This window comes from Ruegeria meonggei, from assembly GCF_042768335.1.
Taxonomy (GTDB): Bacteria; Pseudomonadota; Alphaproteobacteria; order Rhodobacterales; family Rhodobacteraceae; genus Ruegeria; species Ruegeria meonggei.
Window position 1 is genome coordinate 3,099,214 of sequence record NZ_JAXHBT010000001.1, and the last position, 17,495, is coordinate 3,116,708.

At 55.0% G+C, this 17,495-nt stretch carries 13 protein-coding genes and 1 pseudogene; 5 read left to right on the top strand and 9 right to left on the bottom strand.

Annotation, left to right across the window (positions count from 1 at the left end):
• Positions 1-2: 2 nt before the first annotated feature.
• From SJY13_RS15290 to SJY13_RS15305, 4 genes are read left to right on the top strand one after another with little or no spacing between them, the layout of a single operon-like run.
• Positions 3-1,235 carry a carbohydrate ABC transporter permease gene (locus SJY13_RS15290; protein ID WP_377191989.1) on the top strand — a complete coding sequence of 411 codons (1,233 nt, stop codon included), beginning with the start codon at positions 3-5 and terminating at the stop codon, positions 1,233-1,235.
• Positions 1,235-2,443, top strand: coding sequence for a carbohydrate ABC transporter permease (locus tag SJY13_RS15295; protein WP_377191991.1), 1,209 nt, complete (start codon positions 1,235-1,237; stop codon positions 2,441-2,443). Before SJY13_RS15290 ends, SJY13_RS15295 begins: the two co-directional genes overlap by 1 nt.
• 5 nt (positions 2,444-2,448) lie before the next feature.
• Positions 2,449-3,696, top strand: a complete 1,248-nt coding sequence (locus SJY13_RS15300) for an MGH1-like glycoside hydrolase domain-containing protein (RefSeq protein WP_377191993.1) — start codon at positions 2,449-2,451, stop codon at positions 3,694-3,696.
• A complete protein-coding gene (locus SJY13_RS15305) occupies positions 3,696-4,742 on the top strand; it encodes an ABC transporter ATP-binding protein (protein ID WP_377191995.1) in 1,047 nt (348 codons plus the stop codon). Before SJY13_RS15300 ends, SJY13_RS15305 begins: the two co-directional genes overlap by 1 nt.
• 54 nt (positions 4,743-4,796) lie before the next feature.
• Here the strand turns inward: SJY13_RS15305 and SJY13_RS15310 are convergent, their stop codons facing one another.
• The 6 genes and pseudogenes from SJY13_RS15310 to SJY13_RS15335 form a co-directional block, all read right to left on the bottom strand.
• On the bottom strand, positions 4,797-5,705 hold the full coding sequence (locus SJY13_RS15310) for an endonuclease/exonuclease/phosphatase family protein (RefSeq protein ID WP_377191997.1): 909 nt from the start codon (positions 5,703-5,705) through the stop codon (positions 4,797-4,799).
• A 319-nt stretch (positions 5,706-6,024) separates the two neighbouring features.
• Positions 6,025-6,626 (bottom strand): annotated as a pseudogene (locus tag SJY13_RS15315) (IS6 family transposase).
• A 161-nt stretch (positions 6,627-6,787) separates the two neighbouring features.
• Complete coding sequence (pbfA, locus tag SJY13_RS15320) at positions 6,788-8,140, bottom strand: (R)-1-hydroxy-2-aminoethylphosphonate ammonia-lyase (RefSeq protein ID WP_377191999.1); 1,353 nt, start codon at positions 8,138-8,140, stop codon at positions 6,788-6,790.
• A 106-nt stretch (positions 8,141-8,246) separates the two neighbouring features.
• Positions 8,247-9,710: a phosphonoacetaldehyde dehydrogenase gene (phnY, locus tag SJY13_RS15325; RefSeq protein ID WP_377192001.1), complete on the bottom strand. Its 1,464-nt coding sequence runs from the start codon at positions 9,708-9,710 to the stop codon at positions 8,247-8,249.
• 3 nt (positions 9,711-9,713) lie between these two features.
• Positions 9,714-10,958, bottom strand: a complete 1,245-nt coding sequence (phnA, locus tag SJY13_RS15330) for a phosphonoacetate hydrolase (RefSeq protein ID WP_377192003.1) — start codon at positions 10,956-10,958, stop codon at positions 9,714-9,716.
• A 19-nt stretch (positions 10,959-10,977) separates the two neighbouring features.
• Positions 10,978-12,165, bottom strand: coding sequence for a 2-aminoethylphosphonate--pyruvate transaminase (locus tag SJY13_RS15335; protein ID WP_377192005.1), 1,188 nt, complete (start codon positions 12,163-12,165; stop codon positions 10,978-10,980).
• Positions 12,166-12,283: 118 nt separating this feature from the next.
• On the opposite strand from SJY13_RS15335, the gene SJY13_RS15340 reads away from it, so the two are divergent.
• Positions 12,284-13,180: a LysR substrate-binding domain-containing protein gene (locus tag SJY13_RS15340; RefSeq protein ID WP_377192007.1), complete on the top strand. Its 897-nt coding sequence runs from the start codon at positions 12,284-12,286 to the stop codon at positions 13,178-13,180.
• Positions 13,181-13,207: 27 nt separating this feature from the next.
• Here SJY13_RS15340 and SJY13_RS15345 read toward each other — a convergent pair whose 3' ends face one another.
• The 3 genes from SJY13_RS15345 to SJY13_RS15355 form a co-directional block, all read right to left on the bottom strand.
• Positions 13,208-15,229 carry a putative 2-aminoethylphosphonate ABC transporter permease subunit gene (locus SJY13_RS15345; protein WP_377192009.1) on the bottom strand — a complete coding sequence of 674 codons (2,022 nt, stop codon included), beginning with the start codon at positions 15,227-15,229 and terminating at the stop codon, positions 13,208-13,210.
• On the bottom strand, positions 15,226-16,341 hold the full coding sequence (locus SJY13_RS15350; RefSeq protein ID WP_143534870.1) for a putative 2-aminoethylphosphonate ABC transporter ATP-binding protein: 1,116 nt from the start codon (positions 16,339-16,341) through the stop codon (positions 15,226-15,228). The genes SJY13_RS15345 and SJY13_RS15350 overlap by 4 nt, the downstream gene beginning before the upstream one ends.
• 129 nt (positions 16,342-16,470) lie before the next feature.
• Positions 16,471-17,490 (bottom strand): putative 2-aminoethylphosphonate ABC transporter substrate-binding protein, encoded by a 1,020-nt coding sequence (locus SJY13_RS15355; protein WP_377192011.1) that lies wholly within the window; start codon positions 17,488-17,490, stop codon positions 16,471-16,473.
• Positions 17,491-17,495: the final 5 nt, after the last annotated feature.

The following is a 17,495-nucleotide window of genomic DNA, read 5'->3' on the forward strand; positions in this document are numbered from 1 at the left end:
CCATGTCTTCGGCCACCCCACCGACCGCAACCGGGGCTCTAGCCAAACGCGAGGCGCGTCTGGCCTGGGCGCTGTTGGCTCCAACCGTGATCAGTGTCTCGCTTGTCGTGATCCTGCCGCTGCTGGCAATCATCTGGATCAGCTTCAAGCCCTTTACCCTGTCCGATCTGCGCCCCCCTGCGCCGATCGTCCGGGAAAGCCTGCGCGGATCAGGCGACGACCTGCGGATCGAATACCGGCTGCGCAACTCCAGCCAGGAGATCGCAATTGATGGGGTGTCCTTTTCCGATGTGTTGCCCGACGGTGTGACAGTCGGCGAAGTCACCGCACCCTGCGTGCTGGACGGGCAACAGCTGTTGTGCGATTTCGGCACGCTGGAAGGCGGCCAGCGGGAACGCATCCGTATCCCGATCACCGTCGATGGCGACCCGGACGCGTTTGAGGATCTGGTCGAAAACTCGGAACCTGATGTGACTGGCAGCGGGCCCAATGTCCTGACCAATCTGGACTTCAGCCTGGAAAACTTTGCCCGCGTCTTTGACGGGTCCGAGTTTTGGGGCGTGCTATGGGTCACTCTGTTTTATACCGTTTTTGGCACCATCGGAGCGCTGGTCATGGGGCTGTTTGCGGCCCTGTTGCTGAACAAGAGTTTCAGGGGACAAGGCATCATCCGGGGGCTTTACCTGTTTCCCTATGTCGCCCCGGTCATTGCCGTGGCCTTTACCTGGGTCACGCTGTTTGATCCCTTTTCGGGTTCGGCCAACGCGCTGCTGGTGCAGATGGGCGTAAGCAGCGAGCCGATCAATTTCTTCGGGGAACGCCCGCTGGCGCTGATCATGGTGACTGTGTTCGAGATTTGGCGCTATTTCCCGCTGTCCTTCCTGTTCATCCTTGCAAGGATGCAATCCATCAACTCCAGCATGTATGAGGCGGCCGACATGGACGGGGCCTCACCGTTCCAGAAGTTCTGGCTGCTGAGCATACCGCAACTTTTGGGCATCCTGTCAGTCTTGTTCCTGCTGCGCTTTATCTGGACCTTCAACAAGTTCGACGACATTTTCCTGCTGACCGGCGGCAATGCGGGCACCCGTACGTTGACCGTGAATGTCTATGAGCAGGCCTTTGCGATTTCGAACATTGGGGCGGGTGCCGCCGTGGCCGTGGTGATCCTGATCTGCCTGATCGCGTTCAGCTTTGTCTTTTTCCGCTTTATCAGCCGAGAGGAGGGCCTGTAATGCGCAAGGGGTACCTTACCGGCCCGGTACTGGGCGCGCTGTGGCTGGTGGTGATTGCCACTACAGCTGCCATCACTCTGTCATTTTCAACCGGGGCTGCGTTTCGCCCGCAGGTTCTGCTTTGCCTGATCTGGGGAGCAATTGCAGGTCTGGTTTATGTCCGGTTCCCGATGCGGCGCGCACCGGCCCGTCTGGGCATATCCGCGCTGCTGGGCCTGTCCGGGTTGACCGGGTTTGGCCCGGTTCTGATCGGCGCGAATACCTCGGTGCAGGCGGTTCTGGTCACCGTGGTTGTGATGGCTGTGGTGATGCACCTGTCTTTGGCAGCGATCCTGAAAGAGACACCGTTTGCGGCGCTAACCCGGCACGAGTTCGAGGATGCCGTCATCCGGTTCTGCACCGGGTTCGGATACATCTTTTTCACGGCCATTGTGGTCATTCCATTTTATGTGATGGTGATGACCAGCCTGAAATCGCAGCAGGCATTGCTGCAGAACCCGCTGGATTTCTCGGTCGACCTGAACCAGGGTGCTGCCCTGTTCCGCAGCTATACCGAACTGTTTCGCGATTTCAATTTCGGTACCTATCTGTGGACGTCTTTCATTGTCTCGGTGGTGACAGTGGCAATTACCCTGGCCTTCAGCGTGCCCGGCGCATATGCGGTGGCGCGGTTCCGGTTTCAGGGGCAAAAGGCATTCTCGCGCTCGATCCTGCTGATCTATATGGTGCCAATGATCGTGCTGGCGCTGCCAATCTATATTGCCTTTTCGGTGACCGGGCTGCGCAATTCAATCCTTGGGATTGTGATGATCTACCCGGTCACTACGATACCCGTCGCGCTTTACATGCTGCAGGGCTATTTCCGCGGTTTGCCGACCGAGGTGGAAGAGGCTGGGCTGATGGATGGATTGTCGCGCCTTGCGGTGATCTGGAAGATCACCCTGCCGCTTAGCCTACCGGCGCTGGCTTCGGTGTCGCTGTATGTCTTCATGATTGCCTGGAATGAGTTCCTGCTGGCCTTCATGCTGCTGGACGATCCGTCGAAATTTACCCTGACCCGGGGCGTTACAATGCTGAACTCTTCGGAAATTCCCCGCCAACACCTGATGGCCGGGGCGGTGATTGCCACCGTTCCGATCATGGCCCTGTTTTTGGGGCTTGAACGTTTCATGACCAAGGGCCTGACGGCCGGTTCGGTCAAAGGATGACTGAGATGAACCACTATACCTCGCCGAGTGAATCCGCGCGCAATATCCTGACCGCCAATGATCGCGGCGGTTATACCATCCCAACCAGCGGGCTGTACCCGTATCAATGGAACTGGGACAGCGCGATTGCGGCGCTGGGTTTTGCCGAGTTTGATATCGACCGCGCCTGGGTCGAGCTTGAGACCCTATTCTCGGGCCAGTGGGCGGATGGCATGGTGCCGCATATCCTGTTCCACAACCCTGATCCGGGCTATTTCCCTGGACCGGATGTCTGGGGCGGTATTGGGCCGATCCCGTCTTCGGGGATCACACAGCCGCCGTTGGCCGCCACCATGGCGCGGCGCATTCTGGATATGGATGCCGAGGCGGGCGCCAAGCGGATGCGCGCGCTGTTTCCAGCCATGCTGGCCTGGCACCGCTGGATCATGAAGTGGCGGCTGGATGATTACGGTGCCGTTTGTACCACCCACCCGTGGGAGGCCGGGCGCGACAATGCCCCAGATTGGGACAGGGCAATGGCGGGCATCGATGCCTCGGATGTGGGTGAATATCAGCGCCGCGACACCAGCCATGTCAACAGCGATGACCGCCCCACCAAATACGACTATGACCGGTACATCAAACTGGTGCAGATCGGGCGCGATGTCAGATGGGACCAGCAGAAACTGCTGACCCTCAATCCGTTCCGCGTGGCGGATCCCACCATGAGCTTTACCACCCTGCGCGCCGCCCGCGATCTGTTGGCCATCAGCGCACAGCTGGGGCTTGAGGCTGACGGGCTGCACGCCGATATCGCCCGGCTGGACGCAGGCGCGCAGTCGCTGTGGAATGACATGCTTGGCTCGTTTGATGCGCGAGATGCCCATAGCGGCGAGTGGGCACAAAGCGTCTCTAACGCTAGCTATTTGTGTTGGTACGCGGGAATTGAATCGCCTCAGATGCTGGAGCGCCTGAAATCCGTTCTGACCACGGTGCCGCATCCGATTCCCAGCTATGATCCAAACCTGCCCAAATTCGACGAACGCCGGTACTGGCGCGGCCCGACCTGGGCCTTCATGAACATGCTTGCGGGTTTTGGACTGGCCGGCATGGGACACGGTGTCGAAGCTGAAGCCCTGCGTTTGAAAACTGCCCGTCTGATTGCGGGTCACGGGTTTGCCGAATATTTCGACCCGATCACCGGCGGACCTGCGGGGGGGAACTCGTTTACCTGGACGGCCGCCGTCTGGTTGCATTGGGCAGGGAGAAACTGATGGGCAGCATAGAACTCAAAGCCGTCGAGAAATGGTTCGGCAGCGCACAGGTCATCAAGGGCATCGACTTGCAGATCGAAGAGGGCGAATTCGTTGTCTTTGTTGGCCCTTCGGGTTGTGGCAAGTCCACGCTGCTGCGGATGATCGGCGGGCTCGAGGATATCTCACGCGGGGCGCTGTTGATTAATGGCAATGACGTCACCGACCACCCGCCATCCAAGCGCGGGTTGACGATGGTGTTTCAGTCCTACGCGCTTTACCCACATCTGACCGTGGCCGAGAATATGGGCTTTTCGCTGAAGGTGGCCGGTGTCTCCAAGGCGGAAATCGCAAAGCGCGTCGGCCATGCAGCAGAGGTTCTAAAGTTGGACCCCTATCTGGAGCGCCGCCCCAAGGATCTGTCCGGCGGGCAGCGGCAGCGCGTGGCCATCGGGCGGTCTATCGTGCGCGACCCGACTGCGTTTTTGTTCGATGAACCGCTGTCGAACCTTGACGCCGCGCTGCGGGTCGAAATGCGGTACGAGATCGCCAAACTGCACCAGAGCCTGAACCGCACCATGATCTATGTGACCCATGATCAGGTTGAGGCGATGACCCTGGCCGACCGTATCGTTGTGCTGGAGTTCGGCACCATTGCCCAGGTCGGTACCCCGCGCGAGCTGTATGAACGCCCCGCCAACCTATTCGTGGCACAGTTCATCGGCAGTCCGAAGATGAACGTGATGCCCTGCTCAGTGTCAGGGGATCGGTTCCTGCTGGACAACGACGGCGCCGGCCCGTTTGACCGGACCGGAGCGGCCACGAAACTGGGCATCCGACCGGAACATATCACCGTGGTTGCGCCGGGTGCGGGTCACAGTGACGGAGTGGTCGAGGTGGTCGAATATCTGGGGGCCGACATGTTTGTCATTGTCGATTGCGGCACCGGGGAAATGGTCACCGTCCGTCTTGGCGGCGACACGGATCTGAAACCAGGTACAAAGATCGGCCTGCATTTTGCGCCCGACAAATTGCAGTTCTTCGACGCAGACGGTCAGGCCGTATAGGCCTGTACGGCGACGCGGATCAATCCAGCGCCACCCCTTCGGGCCTGCTGAATTTCAGGGCAGGTTGATACGGGCTTTGATCCCCAGATGGTCAGATCCCATGAAAGGGCGCAGTTCTGCATTGCCGGTTGAACCTTTGGGGGCAAGAAGGTTGTCAATTGGCATGGGCACCATCCAACTGCCCAGGTTGTGGGTGTTCAAAGCCGGACCAAAGACCTGACTGCCGGCAGCAGATGCAATCCGGCGCACACTGCCACCCCAGTGAACCATGTTGAAATCTCCTGCAATCAAGACCGGACCTTCCAGTTGTTCGATGTGCTCTGCGATCTTCTTGCTTTGTTCAAATTGTCCATACGGGTAAGGCCAGTTGAGGTGAACGGAAATAACCCAGACTGGCTGGTTGTCCGGCCCAACGACCTGAAGGCCAACCATCCCCAACCCGTGCTGACAAAACTCTGCGCCCTCGACAACTGGCAGAGTCGTCAGGATCGCAACATTCTGCTCAGGCCTGAATTCACAAATTGCTGACGTCGGATAGTGGTCGAACAGGTTGCGCATGTATTGCTGATTGTGACTGGATACTTCCTGAAGGGTCACAATCTCGGCATTGGACTCAATAATATCGTCAGCCAATGAATACCTTGGCCAGGCGTGGGACATAAGGTTTTTCTGGTACAGCGTAACGCAGGTAGTGCCGCAGTCGTCTTGCGAGGGCAAGTACCCGGCTGCGACGGAACCTACTGTAATCGTGGCAAAGACCAGCGAGACCAGCGCAAAACCTCTGGCATGCACAAACAACAGGATCACGGCAAACACAATCAACAAGACCCCGATCTGGGGCCGCATGAGGGCGATGGAATCCCCGGCCGCGAAATAGCGCCCTGTAAAACCGAATACCGCCAGCCCGATCAGGATAGCTGCACCGGCCAGTGCCAGGAACCTTAAAACCTTGTTATCGGACATGAATCTCAAATGATGCTCCGTAAATTCTGCTTGACCCGCCGTTCGACACCGTGTGCAGAAACCTGGCGGGTCGCCTATGCCTTGCTGTCCAAATGTCGTCCACCTACAGCCGACTGTTAAGATGGTAAAGAGGCGCTGCAATCGCAACGGTCCATACCGGATATTATTCGGAGGTTAAGATCAGGTCGTGTTCAGCGCCTGTTGGACAAGCATTGGACTCTGTCGCAAATTTTTCATGGATCAGGGCGAATGAACTGACTGGACGGAGTTGTTCCGCGAGGTTCGCAAATTGACGAAAGCTGAACTTCAATTGGTAAAGCTACTCCTTGCGGATCACATTGGCGGTCTCGATCCCGGTAAGTGTCGCTGCAGCTGGGGTGAGGTTTTTGAAGCCAAACGTCGGTCGTGTGAGGCTTTTGTTAAACCAATAGTCGCGTTCAATAATATTGTTGAGAAACTTCGAGCGAACGGTATCGATTTTGAAAGATTTGCTCAGGCGCTTGAAGATCTTGTTTACCTCTTTGATTCCGGCCGCGTTGCTCTTGCTTTGGTCAGTTGTGATCCGTTTCGGGATGCCATTGTTGTAGATTGCATTGGCGAAGAATTTTCGTGCAACCGTCGTGTCTCGCTTATTGGAAAGCATGAAATCAAAGGTTTACCCGCGGCGATCTTCGGCGCGATGTAAGTACACCCATTCACCGCAGACTTTGATATAGATCTTATCCATACGCCAGGATTCGGGGGCGTTGGCCTTCCGCTTCTGCGCTACGCGCGCCGCCTCGGTTGACTATTTCGCGACCCAGCGGTTCTGACTCGTATAATCAACCGATACACCTCGTTCCCCTACAGGTCGCGGTTCGAGACGCCGTATCGGACGTAGAAACAGACCCCATACAGGATCACGGATTTTGGGTAGTGCACACCTCAGAAGTCGATAATCCGGCATTCCTGAACGTTGCCTCAGTCAACCGTTCAGCTGGATCAAATTACACCAAGATGCAGCATGCCAACCTGAGTTTGTGACAGAGCCCCGGCAAGCAGTAACCACGATGATTTTCACTCACCTGGTATGGCCCTAAGGGTCAATTTTCGTCCCTTATCGCATTGACAACAATATCGATCGCGCAGTCCAAATCTTCCCGCGAGATCGTTAGCGGCGGCGACAAAGTCAGTACACACCCCTGGCTGATCTTAAAACTCAGGCCGGCTTCCAAACAGGCATAGTAGATACGCTCTGCGCGTGCATTTCCAGGCGTCTTGTCGGCGCGGTCATCGACGATTTCGACGCCAAACATCAGGCCGCGGCCGCGAATATCGCCTACGATCGGAATATTCTGAAGTTCGTCCCTCAGGCGGTTAATAGCGTGTTCGCCAAGTTTAGCGGCACGATCAACCAGCCCCTCATCTTCTATGATTTGTATCGTCGTCAGCGCGGCCCGCGCGGTAACCGGGTTTTTTTCGTGTGTATAGTGCCCAATGGCAAAATCTCCACAAACATCGAGTCCAGTTCGCGCAATACAAGCGGCAATGGGAAGGATACCTCCACCAAGCGCCTTACCCAAAGTGACGATGTCAGGGATAATCTCGTCATGCTCAAAGGCGAACATTTTGCCGGTCTTACCAAGACCTGTGGGAATCTCGTCCATGATCAGAAGAGCCCCATGACGATTGCACGCGTCCCGAACCGATTTCCAGAAATCTGGGGGCGGCACATAGGGCACAGCGCGCATAGGTTCAGCGATGACCGCAGCTACATCACCTTCGCGTTCCAAAACGAACTCGACCATTTTTGCACATGCCAATCCGCAGGTTTCCGGTCCGACGTGATTGTAGGGGCACCGGTAACATGCAAAGGGTGCGACGTGCTCGGCACCCGGCAAAAGCGGGCCGGCTATGTGGCTGCGAAATGTTGCCTCTCCTCCGACACTTGCGGCACCGAAACCAGCGCCGTGGAAAGCATCCCAGAAGCTAATTGTTTTGAACCGACCGGTTGCTGCGCGTGCGATCTTGAGAGCAACCTCATTGGCATCAGAGCCGCCAGTGGTAAATAGCATCTTCCCAAGGTCACCTGGCGTGATTTCGGCGAGTTTTTCGGCCAGTTCTACTGCGGGGTCATTGGTAAAGCGACGGGGCGAGAATGGCAGGTCATCCAGCTGCGCCTTGATCGCGGCGATCAAACGGGGATGGCCGTAACCGATATGGTGCACTGAATTACCATGGAAATCCATGTAACGGCGGCCGTCTAGGTCCTCGACCCAAATTCCCTCAGCCTTGGCTATGGTGCTGACGCATGGCGAGGACAGTGACTGATGCAGAAACCTGTTCGCGTCACGCTTTAGCAAGGGTGAAGATTTAGGCCCTATAGATTCCTTCATCCATGCTTTTCGCGCGCTGGAAGTATTGGATTCGCCTTCCGTGTGGACGATTTGTGACATGCTTTTCCTCAACGCCGCTTGTGAAAAAATGCGGACCCCGCAAAGTCCGCCATTACCAGGGAGGAACTTTTGGTGCCCCGGCCCGGATCGGGTCGAGGCGCAAAAACTAGCGTGGCCAGGGCAGCGAGTAGGTCTTTACGTTGGTAAAGAACTTCATGGCCTCAATGACACCTTCTTTGACCCCATTACCGCTGTCCTTGATGCCGCCGAAGGGGGACATTTCGATACGGTATCCGGGTTGTTCCCAGATGTTGCAGGTGCCCACGTTCAGACCGTTGATAAAGGCAATCGCACGGTTCAAGTCGTTGGTACAGACGCCCGAAGAAAGACCGAATTCGGTACTATTGGAAATGCGCATCACCTCGTCGTCATCGTCCGGAACCCGAACAATGGGCACAATGGGACCAAAGGTTTCTTCCATCACCAACTCGCTGTCATGTGGAACTCTGTCGACAACAATTGGCGGTAGCAGCGCGCCCTGACGGCCAGGATGATAGAGGATCTCGGCGCCTTCTTTTTCCGCCTGATAGACGCGGCTCTCGAACAGTTCCGCTGCCTTATCATGGATGACGCAGCCCAGTTCGGTCTCGGGGTCTTGTGGATCGCCAAATTCGATCTTCTTCGCCTTTTCGAGCACCAGCGGGACGAATTTGTCGGCCACGCTTTCTTGCACTAAAATGCGCTTGATCGCAGTGCAGCGCTGACCCGAATTTCCAGTGGCACCTGCCACGGCGATGGTCGCGGCCTTCTCCAGATCAGCGTCAGAAAGATCGTTCAAAACAATCAGGGGATCATTGCCCCCCAATTCCAGCGCTTGCCGCTTGTATACGCCCTTTTCGGCGATCATCTTGCCCACCGGCACACCACCGGTGAAGGTGATGATGTCGATGTTATCATTGGTGATCATCTCATCGCCAATGTCACCCGGCCAGCCGGTAACCACCTGAAACATTTCAGGCGGCAGGCCAGCGTCGTAGAGGATGTCAGCTAGCGTCAGCGCCGTCAGTGGCGTCAGTTCCGTCGGCTTGCAAACCATGCAATTGTTGGTCGCAATCGACGGCGCGATCTTGTGGCTAACCATGTTAAGTGGATGATTGAACGGTGTGATTGCCGAGATCGCATTCACTGGCTCGCGCATGGTGAATATTTTACGATCTTTGCCATTATGGGTCAGGTCGCAGGAAAAGATTTCACCATCGTCTTTCATCGCCTCGGCAGCTGCGAATTGATAGACGTCTTGCGCGCGCTTGGTTTCATAAATCGCGTGCTGGTGACAGATACCCAGTTCCAGCGTCAGCCACTTGGCCAAGTATTCACGGCGTTCACCAATCAATTCACCCGCGCGCTGCAAAATTTGGCTGCGCTCGTATCTTGTGAGCTTGGGAGTGTATTTCGCTGCAATCTCAAACGCCTTGCGCGCATGTTCGGCCTTGCCGGCGGGCACATAGCCGACAACCTCATTCGTGTAAGGGTACAGAACCGGCACCGTTTCGTCGGTAAAGACGACCTCACCGCCGATGCGCATTCCTTCATTGCGGATTTCGATTTTCGACATGGATTGATCTTTCATGACTTACTGGGCCGCAGCTGTGGTTGCATAGAAAAAGGCATCAAAATTGCGCAGCTCAGGTGCATTTCCCAAGTCGAGTACCCGGTTAACGATGAAGGGCACTTCCTGCTCGGTCAGACCGCCGTGGCTGCGCAGCGGCTCGTTGAGTGCCGCCAGATCGTGGCGGTCCTCGGAGGTTCCGATGCAGATGTTCTCGCCCGACACCATCACAATATCACCAATGCGGTCGCCGGGCAGTTCAAAACGTTTGATCGCCTCTTCCTTGGTTAATACATCGGTTATTCCAGGTGTGATCTTCAGTTTCGCAATGATGTCGTTGCGATCCGCACCTTCGGGTAGATAGCAGGTTGCAAACGACCCCAGTGCACCATGGTGAACAACATAGGGGTCCGTGATCGGCAGAATGACACGGGCGGCATCCTTGCCCAACCATTCATCAACCAAATCCTGCACGTAAACCACGCTGGGCGAGCCGTCGGCATGGTGCTTGGGCTTCATACCGTGGTCGGCGGTAACCACAATAGCAGCGCCCAGAGCGTCCAATTCGGTCAGATATTTGTCAAACATCTCATAGAACGCCTTGGCCTCGGCCTGATCAGGAGCGTATTTGTGCTGCACGTAATCGGTGGTGGTCAGGTACATCACGTCTGGATTCCACTCCTTCAGCAACTTGACCCCCGCAGCAAAGACAAACTCGGACAGTTCTGCCGAGTACACCTCGGGCTGGGCCATACCCAACCATGTGCTGGCTTTTTCCTGACCGTGTTCAAGCTGAGTCGACGTGTCGGATTTTTCCGCAGAAAAGCACTTGGCCCGGTCATCGTCAAATTTTAGACCAGCCCCCAGCAACGCGCGCAGCTTGTCCTTGGCTGTGACCACCGCCACTTTGGCACCCGCGTCGTAAAATTGCTTGAATACAGTCGGTGCGCGCAGAAAGCGCACATCGTTCATCATCACTTCTTCACCACTGTCCGGGTCAATCAGATAATTGCCGCAGATGCCGTGCACGATCGGTGGGCGACCGGTCGCAATGCTGAGGTTGTTTGGGTTGGTAAACGACGGGATTACAGAATGGGCCAACCGGTCAGTGCCGGTTTCGCGCATTCGCTTGAGCGTCGGCATCAGGCCGTCGGCAATGGCCTTGTCCAGATACTCCGGCTCACAGCCGTCAAGGCAGATGGCAATGGCGGGCACTTTGGGCACCGGGTAGACGCGCTCGTTGGCTTCAACAGGGGCGTGGATGGTCATTTGATTTGTTCCTTGATCCTTAAGCGGCCAGTTTGGCGCGTTCTTCTAATGCCTGGAGAGGTGGTGTGGCACTCGACACACCCATTTCATCCAAAGATTCCTTGGCGGCGATTACAACCTGCCGCATAACTTTGCCGTCCATCTGGCCAATACACCCGACGCGGAAACTATCGACGACGGTCAATTTACCCGGGTAAATGATGAAGCCCTTTTCTTTCATCAGATTGTAGAACTGATCAAAGGCGAAGTTTTCATCTGCCGGGCAGAAAAATGTAACGATAATTGGGCTTAACCAGCGGTTGTCGAGCAGAGTTTCGAAACCCAGTTCACGCATGCCAGCAACCACTAGGTCCCGGTTGTTGGTGTATCGGGCCCCGCGACCAGAAACGCCCCCCTCCGCCGAATGCGCCCTGAGCGCTTCGATGAATGCGGCAACCACGTGTGTTGGTGGCGTAAAGCGCCATTGTCCGGTTTTGACCATATGTGCCCATTGTGCGTGAACGTCCAGAGACAGCGAATGGCTGTTGCCTTTTGCACTTTCAAGTTCGTCTTTGCGGGCAATTATGAACCCAAACCCCGGAACACCTTCAATGCATTTGTTGGCGGAGGAAACCATTGCCTCATATCGAATTTCTGAGGGCTTCAACTCGATCGCACCAAAGGCTGACATTGAATCAACAAGAAGCTTGCGACCCGCGGCGTAAACCGCCTCTGATACTTCCTCTACCGGGTTCAGAATTCCCGAACTGGTTTCGCAGTGAATAGCAACGACATGCGTAATTGCAGGATCGTCCGCAAGAATGCTGGCAACTTCATCACCGCGTGGCGGTAGGTAATCACCCTTGTCCAAGACAACATGCTCGCGCCCAAGATACCTCAAGGTCAATGCAGAGCGCTGCCCATAAGCACCGTTGGCCAGAACTAGCGCTTTGCCCTCAGGCGGGATGAAGGATGCGAGCATCGCCTCGACTGAAAAAGATCCGCTTCCTTGCATTGGAACGCAATCAAAGTCTTCTGCACCTTCGCCTAGCAACGCTAGTAGACCAGTGCGCAACTCATGTGTCATACCCCGAAAGTCATCATCCCAGCTTCCCCAATCTTTCAACATGGCTTCTTTCACGGCGTAAGACGTTGTCAAAGGGCCAGGAGTCAACAAGTAGGGCTCACCGAGGCGCGGTTGCTCGATTTGAGGAAAAGAAGGCGTCATAACCAGGCTCCAGATCAGCGGTTCAATGACACAATTGCAGTAACTACTGCTATATGTGAAATTGCAAATATCAATCCAATCATAAGCCTAGCCTATGCATGCCCCCCAGGAGTCCATAATGCGACATAGCCAGCTCAAAGCCTTCCACTACGTCGCCAAACATGGTGGGTTTTCCCGCGCAGCTGAGGCACTTTTTTTGACGCAGCCAGCGATCTCAGAACAGGTTCGCAAGCTCGAGCAGGATCATGATCTGTTGCTATTCAAGCGCGAGCGAAAGCGAGTGAACCTCACTGTGGAAGGCGAACAGCTATACCGGTACACCAAACAATATTTTGAGATCGAGGATCAGATCGAGGATTATCTGTCTGAAACCAAGGCCGCGATCGACGGCGAGCTGCGCATCGTTGCGGATTCCGCGCACCACTTGACCGACTTTTTAGGGCCGTTCCGAAAAAAGTATTCAAACATCACGATTACTGTCCGGGCCGGCAACACAGAGGACATTCTTGAAGAGCTCAGAACCTACAATGCAGAAATTGGCGTTGTAGGCAGCGTGTCGCCCGGCAAGGATATGAGTGTTCTTAGCCTTGGCTCGACAGAGATTGTGGCTTTCACGTCCCGAGAACTGCTTCTTGCCTCAAAACCTACTCTGTCCCTTGCCGAGTTGGCGGACTTACCTCTCATCTTCAGGGAACAGGGATCAAAAACGCGCGAGAAACTCGAAGATGAGGCCAATAAAAGGGGGATACTGCTGAAACCAGCAATTGTAGCGGAGGGGCGGGAAGCCGTGAGAGAGCTAGTAGCCTCAGGTGCTGGTATCGGATTTGTGTCCCAGGCGGAATACGGTCACGACGACCGTCTCAGACAAATCAAGCTGCAAGATGTCGACCTGCAAATGGGAGAAAGCATGATTTATCTCTCTCAACGGCGCGAGGTCAAGACTATAAGAGCTTTCATGGATTTCGCCAATTCTGTTCTAGAGACAAACCAAACCTCACCGATGCCTGATCGGTAAGGGTGCTCTTGGTCGGGTTCTTAACTTCTAGCGATTTCGCCAAGCCTGCGTTCGTCCCAGAACTCCCTTGGAGGCAATCAGGTGGATGATCCGGGCTGCCGCGTTTGTGTAGAAGATCATCATTCCCATTGCGGCGGCTGGTGCAATATCCCCTGCGTCGTCCATGTTCAACACTGCGATAGATGCCAGCGTAGTTTTTGGTGAGTACAGGAACACAACCGCGGATACCGTCGTCATGGCGTTCACAAAAAGATAAATCGATATGTCCAGGACTGCTGGCAGGCAAACGGGCACTGTGACACGGGCAAACAGCTTCATCGTCGGTTGCTTAAGCGAGGCTGAGACCGACTCAAACTCTCTGTCCATCTGCTTTAGGGCCGTCACCGCTGTCAGGTGTGAAACGGTATAAAAGTGCGTCACTGTGCAGATCACCAAAATTGCCATTGTTCCGTAAATTCCGTTCAACGGATTAGACGGGCTATTGAAGAAGAAGATGTAGGACAGGCCCAGCACCATACCTGGGATCGCCATAGGCAGCATCGCGAACATCTGAAAGATCGACCGACCCGTTCTGAACCCGTTCGATTTTTCAACCAGATAGGCCCCAAAGAAAACGACTGAAGTACCGATCAGGGCCGTCAAAAGTGCCAGCTTTATCGAATTAATATAGGAGCTCCAACCGCCTCCATCCATCTTGTTGAAATCGTAGTTCTTCAGACTCAGGCTCAGGTCGTAGGGCCAGAATTTGATCAATGCCGCGAATTGGCACACAGCCAACAGCCCAATGATGAAAAGACCGATCAGGCAGCAATAGGCTAGAAAAATACGGTCCGCTTTACGATTTGGAGTTGGCTGGTACGGGACTGACCTAGCCGACAACAGGGCAACCTGCTTGGATTGAACCATTCGGTCAATCACGAAGGCCAGAATCGCCGGGATCACCAGAACGACCGAGACAACTGCACCCATTTCAAAGTTCTGCTGTCCGATCACCTGTTTGTATATGTCTACGGCCAGAACGTTGAACTGACCGCCAATCACCTTTGGCAAACCAAAATCAGTAATCACCAGATTGAACACGACGAAGGCGGCAGAGATCAGACCATAGCGCGCGCCGGGTATGGTGACTGTCCAAAAAGTGCGCCAAGGCGTCGAGCGCAAGCTGACCGCAGCCTCGTACAGTCGCGCATCCGAGATCGCCAGAGCGGTCGAAATAATCAGGAAGGCATGCGGGAAGGTGAAAAACACCGAGCCTATGACAATGCCAATCGGACCGTAGATACTGGCCCCGAACAACATTTCTTTCAGCATGCCCTGATTGCCGAACAGATAGACCAGCGCAATGCCGGGCAGCAGTGAAGGCACCAGAATTGGAGCCATCGCAATCAGGCGAAACACACCCTTGAACCGCATGCAACTGCGGTTCAGCGCATAAGCGAACCAGAACGCCAGTGTTACTGTGACAATGGTGCTAAGCACAGAAATCCAAAGCGAATTCTTGATCGAATTGAACAGTGCCGGGGTCGAGAAATAGTTTACAAAATTGTCCAAACCTCGCGACTGAACTGGCCTCAGCTGAACGCGCCGAAACGCGTTGGAATCAAGCGTGACCCAATCTGTGCCGTCCTGGAGGGTTGACCCGACAAGAAACCGGCCAGTGTCGCTCGTATTGCGGATCTGATACATTACCGGACTGCGAAAGCTGAAATCGGGGAAAAGCTCGGTCACTGACAGGCGCCCGTCTGAACCAGTCGCCAGATCGGTGTCGGAAAAAGCGTTCGTTTGCGCATTCAGTGCGTCGGCTGGCAGGATAACCCCATCAAACTGACCCGCCTCGTCGCTGACCTGAAACTCGTATTGGGACAACTCCATCCGATAGGTGGAAAAGGATTTGGAAAGCATCGTGTACAGCGGCAGGACCAACGTCGCGACCAGATAGAGTGCGATCACGATCATGCTTCCACGCATCAGGATGTCGTCTCGGCTCAGCTTGGGCCTGATGTCAGGCCCGGCTGGTAGAGAATTTGGGTTGGTCGTAAGCTCACTCATGCTGCTGCTTCCGGAACATCAAAGGCCATCAGTCGGTTTTCGGGCAACTCAATCACCAAGGTCCGGCCCTGTTCCAGTTCAAGTCGGCGCACAGCATTGATCGAAAAGTCCGCGATCAGTTCTGAAGATCCAAATCGCTCGTTGCTTAAACGGCACCGCCAGAACGAACCCAGGAACTCCATTTCATCGAGTGTGACTTCGATACAATTCCGATTCCCTCCGCTGTCGAGATACCCCAATTCGTGTGGAATGATATCTTCCGGTCGGATTGCAGCTATTGCCGGCATTCCGTCGTTGAACGAGTGGCTGATACAAGCAAAGGTCTTTTCGCCCACACTCAATCGACCACCTTTAGTAACCTGCGAATGAATCTGGTTCATTTCCCCGATAAAGTCCGCAACAAACAGATTGGCTGGCTCTCGGTAGATTTCCGTGGGTGATCCCACTTGTTCAATGACCCCATGGTTCATGACCACGATCCGGTCGGCCATCGCCAGAGCTTCTTCCTGATCGTGCGTAACCATAACGGTCGTCACACCCAGTTTGCGTTGCAGCTCCTTGATTTCGTGACGCAGATGGACGCGCACCTTTGCATCCAATGCAGAAAGTGGCTCGTCCAATAACAACAGGCCGGGATTAGTCGCAATGGCACGGGCCAAAGCAATCCTCTGCTGCTGACCGCCCGACAATTGTGCAGGATATTTTTTGCCTTGATCGGGCAGACCAACCAAATTGAGCAATTCGCTGACACGGACGGCAATATCCGATTTGCTCCGCCCGGAATTTTCCAAACCAAAAGCGATGTTCTTCTCGATCGTCAGATTTGGAAACAGCGCGTAGGATTGAAAAACGATCCCGAAGTCGCGTTCGGATGGCGGCAGGTTGGACACATCCTTGCTATCCTGCATAACGGTACCCTTGGTTTGCAGGTCCAATCCGGCAATTGCCCTGAGCAAGGTTGTCTTGCCGCAACCGGATGGTCCCAAGAAGCAAACAAATTCGCCCTCATTGATTTCCAGCGTTATATCCTTGAGGGCAAGAAAGCTGCCAAAGGCCTTCCATAAATTCTGGATGCTTAGATACAGTTCACCTGCTGGGGGTTTCTGAAGCACGGGAGCGGTCCTCACATCTGCACCTCAAAACGGCCTATTTTGGCCGTTGAATCCGGGCGCGCTGGTCGCGTTGTTTGGGAAAAAGAGTGGTGTGCAGAAGAGGCGCGTTCGCCTCTTCTGCCAGTTGGATTACTTCGCTTCCGACTTTCCGTCATAGCGAGACTGCCATTCTTTCAGAATCGCCGCGCGGTTGTTGGCGGCAAACTCGAAGTCGTTATCAATCATCGCATCCAGAAGACCGTCGGGGAAGTGTTCCACTGGTTTTGCGACGCCAGGATAGGCCACAACAGCGTAGCCAGTGTTGTACATCTCGTTGGCTTCCTTGGTGACCGTGAAATCAACAAGTTTCTGCGCGGCTTCAACGTTTGCAGTACCGGCAACAATTGCTGTCGCTTCCATGTCCCAGCCGACGCCTTCTGATGGGACAATAATCTCAAGCGGAGCACCGTCAGCTTTTGACTTGGCGCCACGGAAGGCAAATGAGATGCCGATCGGAATCTCACCTGCCGCTGCCAGCTTACATGGTTTTGAGCCCGAATGGGTATAGCGCGCGATGTTCTCGTGCAGCCCGTCCATGTATTCCCAACCGCCTTCTTCGCCGAACATCTGCAGCCAACTGGACACATCAAGGAACCCGGTGCCCGACGAGTTCGGGTTTGGCATAATCACCTGATCTTTATACATAGGATCTGTAAGATCCTTCCACGATGTCGGCGGCGTCAATCCCGCTTTCTCGGCCTCGACGGTGTTGTAGCAAACTGCGGCAACCCAAGCGTCCATGCCAACCCATGCCGGAGGGTTGTCGCCGTCGACAAATTTCGCGTCCAGGTCGCCAACACCTGCAGGCGCGTAAGGCTCAAGCATACCTTCGGACTTGAGCAACAAAAGCGAAGTGGCTGCGAGACCCCACACGACGTCTGCCTGAGGGTTGTCCCTCTCGGCCAACAGTTTGGCGGTGATGATCCCGGTCGAATCCCGCACCCAGTTGATTTTGATGTCCGGATTGCTCGCATTGAACGTCTCAGCGTAGCGCGCCAGGTCTTCAGCTTCGACGGCTGTGTAAACTGTCAATTCGGTTTCCGCTGCCGCACCGTTCGCGGTCAAGGAACTTAGAGCCAGGGCTGCGAGTAATTTTGTCTTGTGTTTCATTGTGA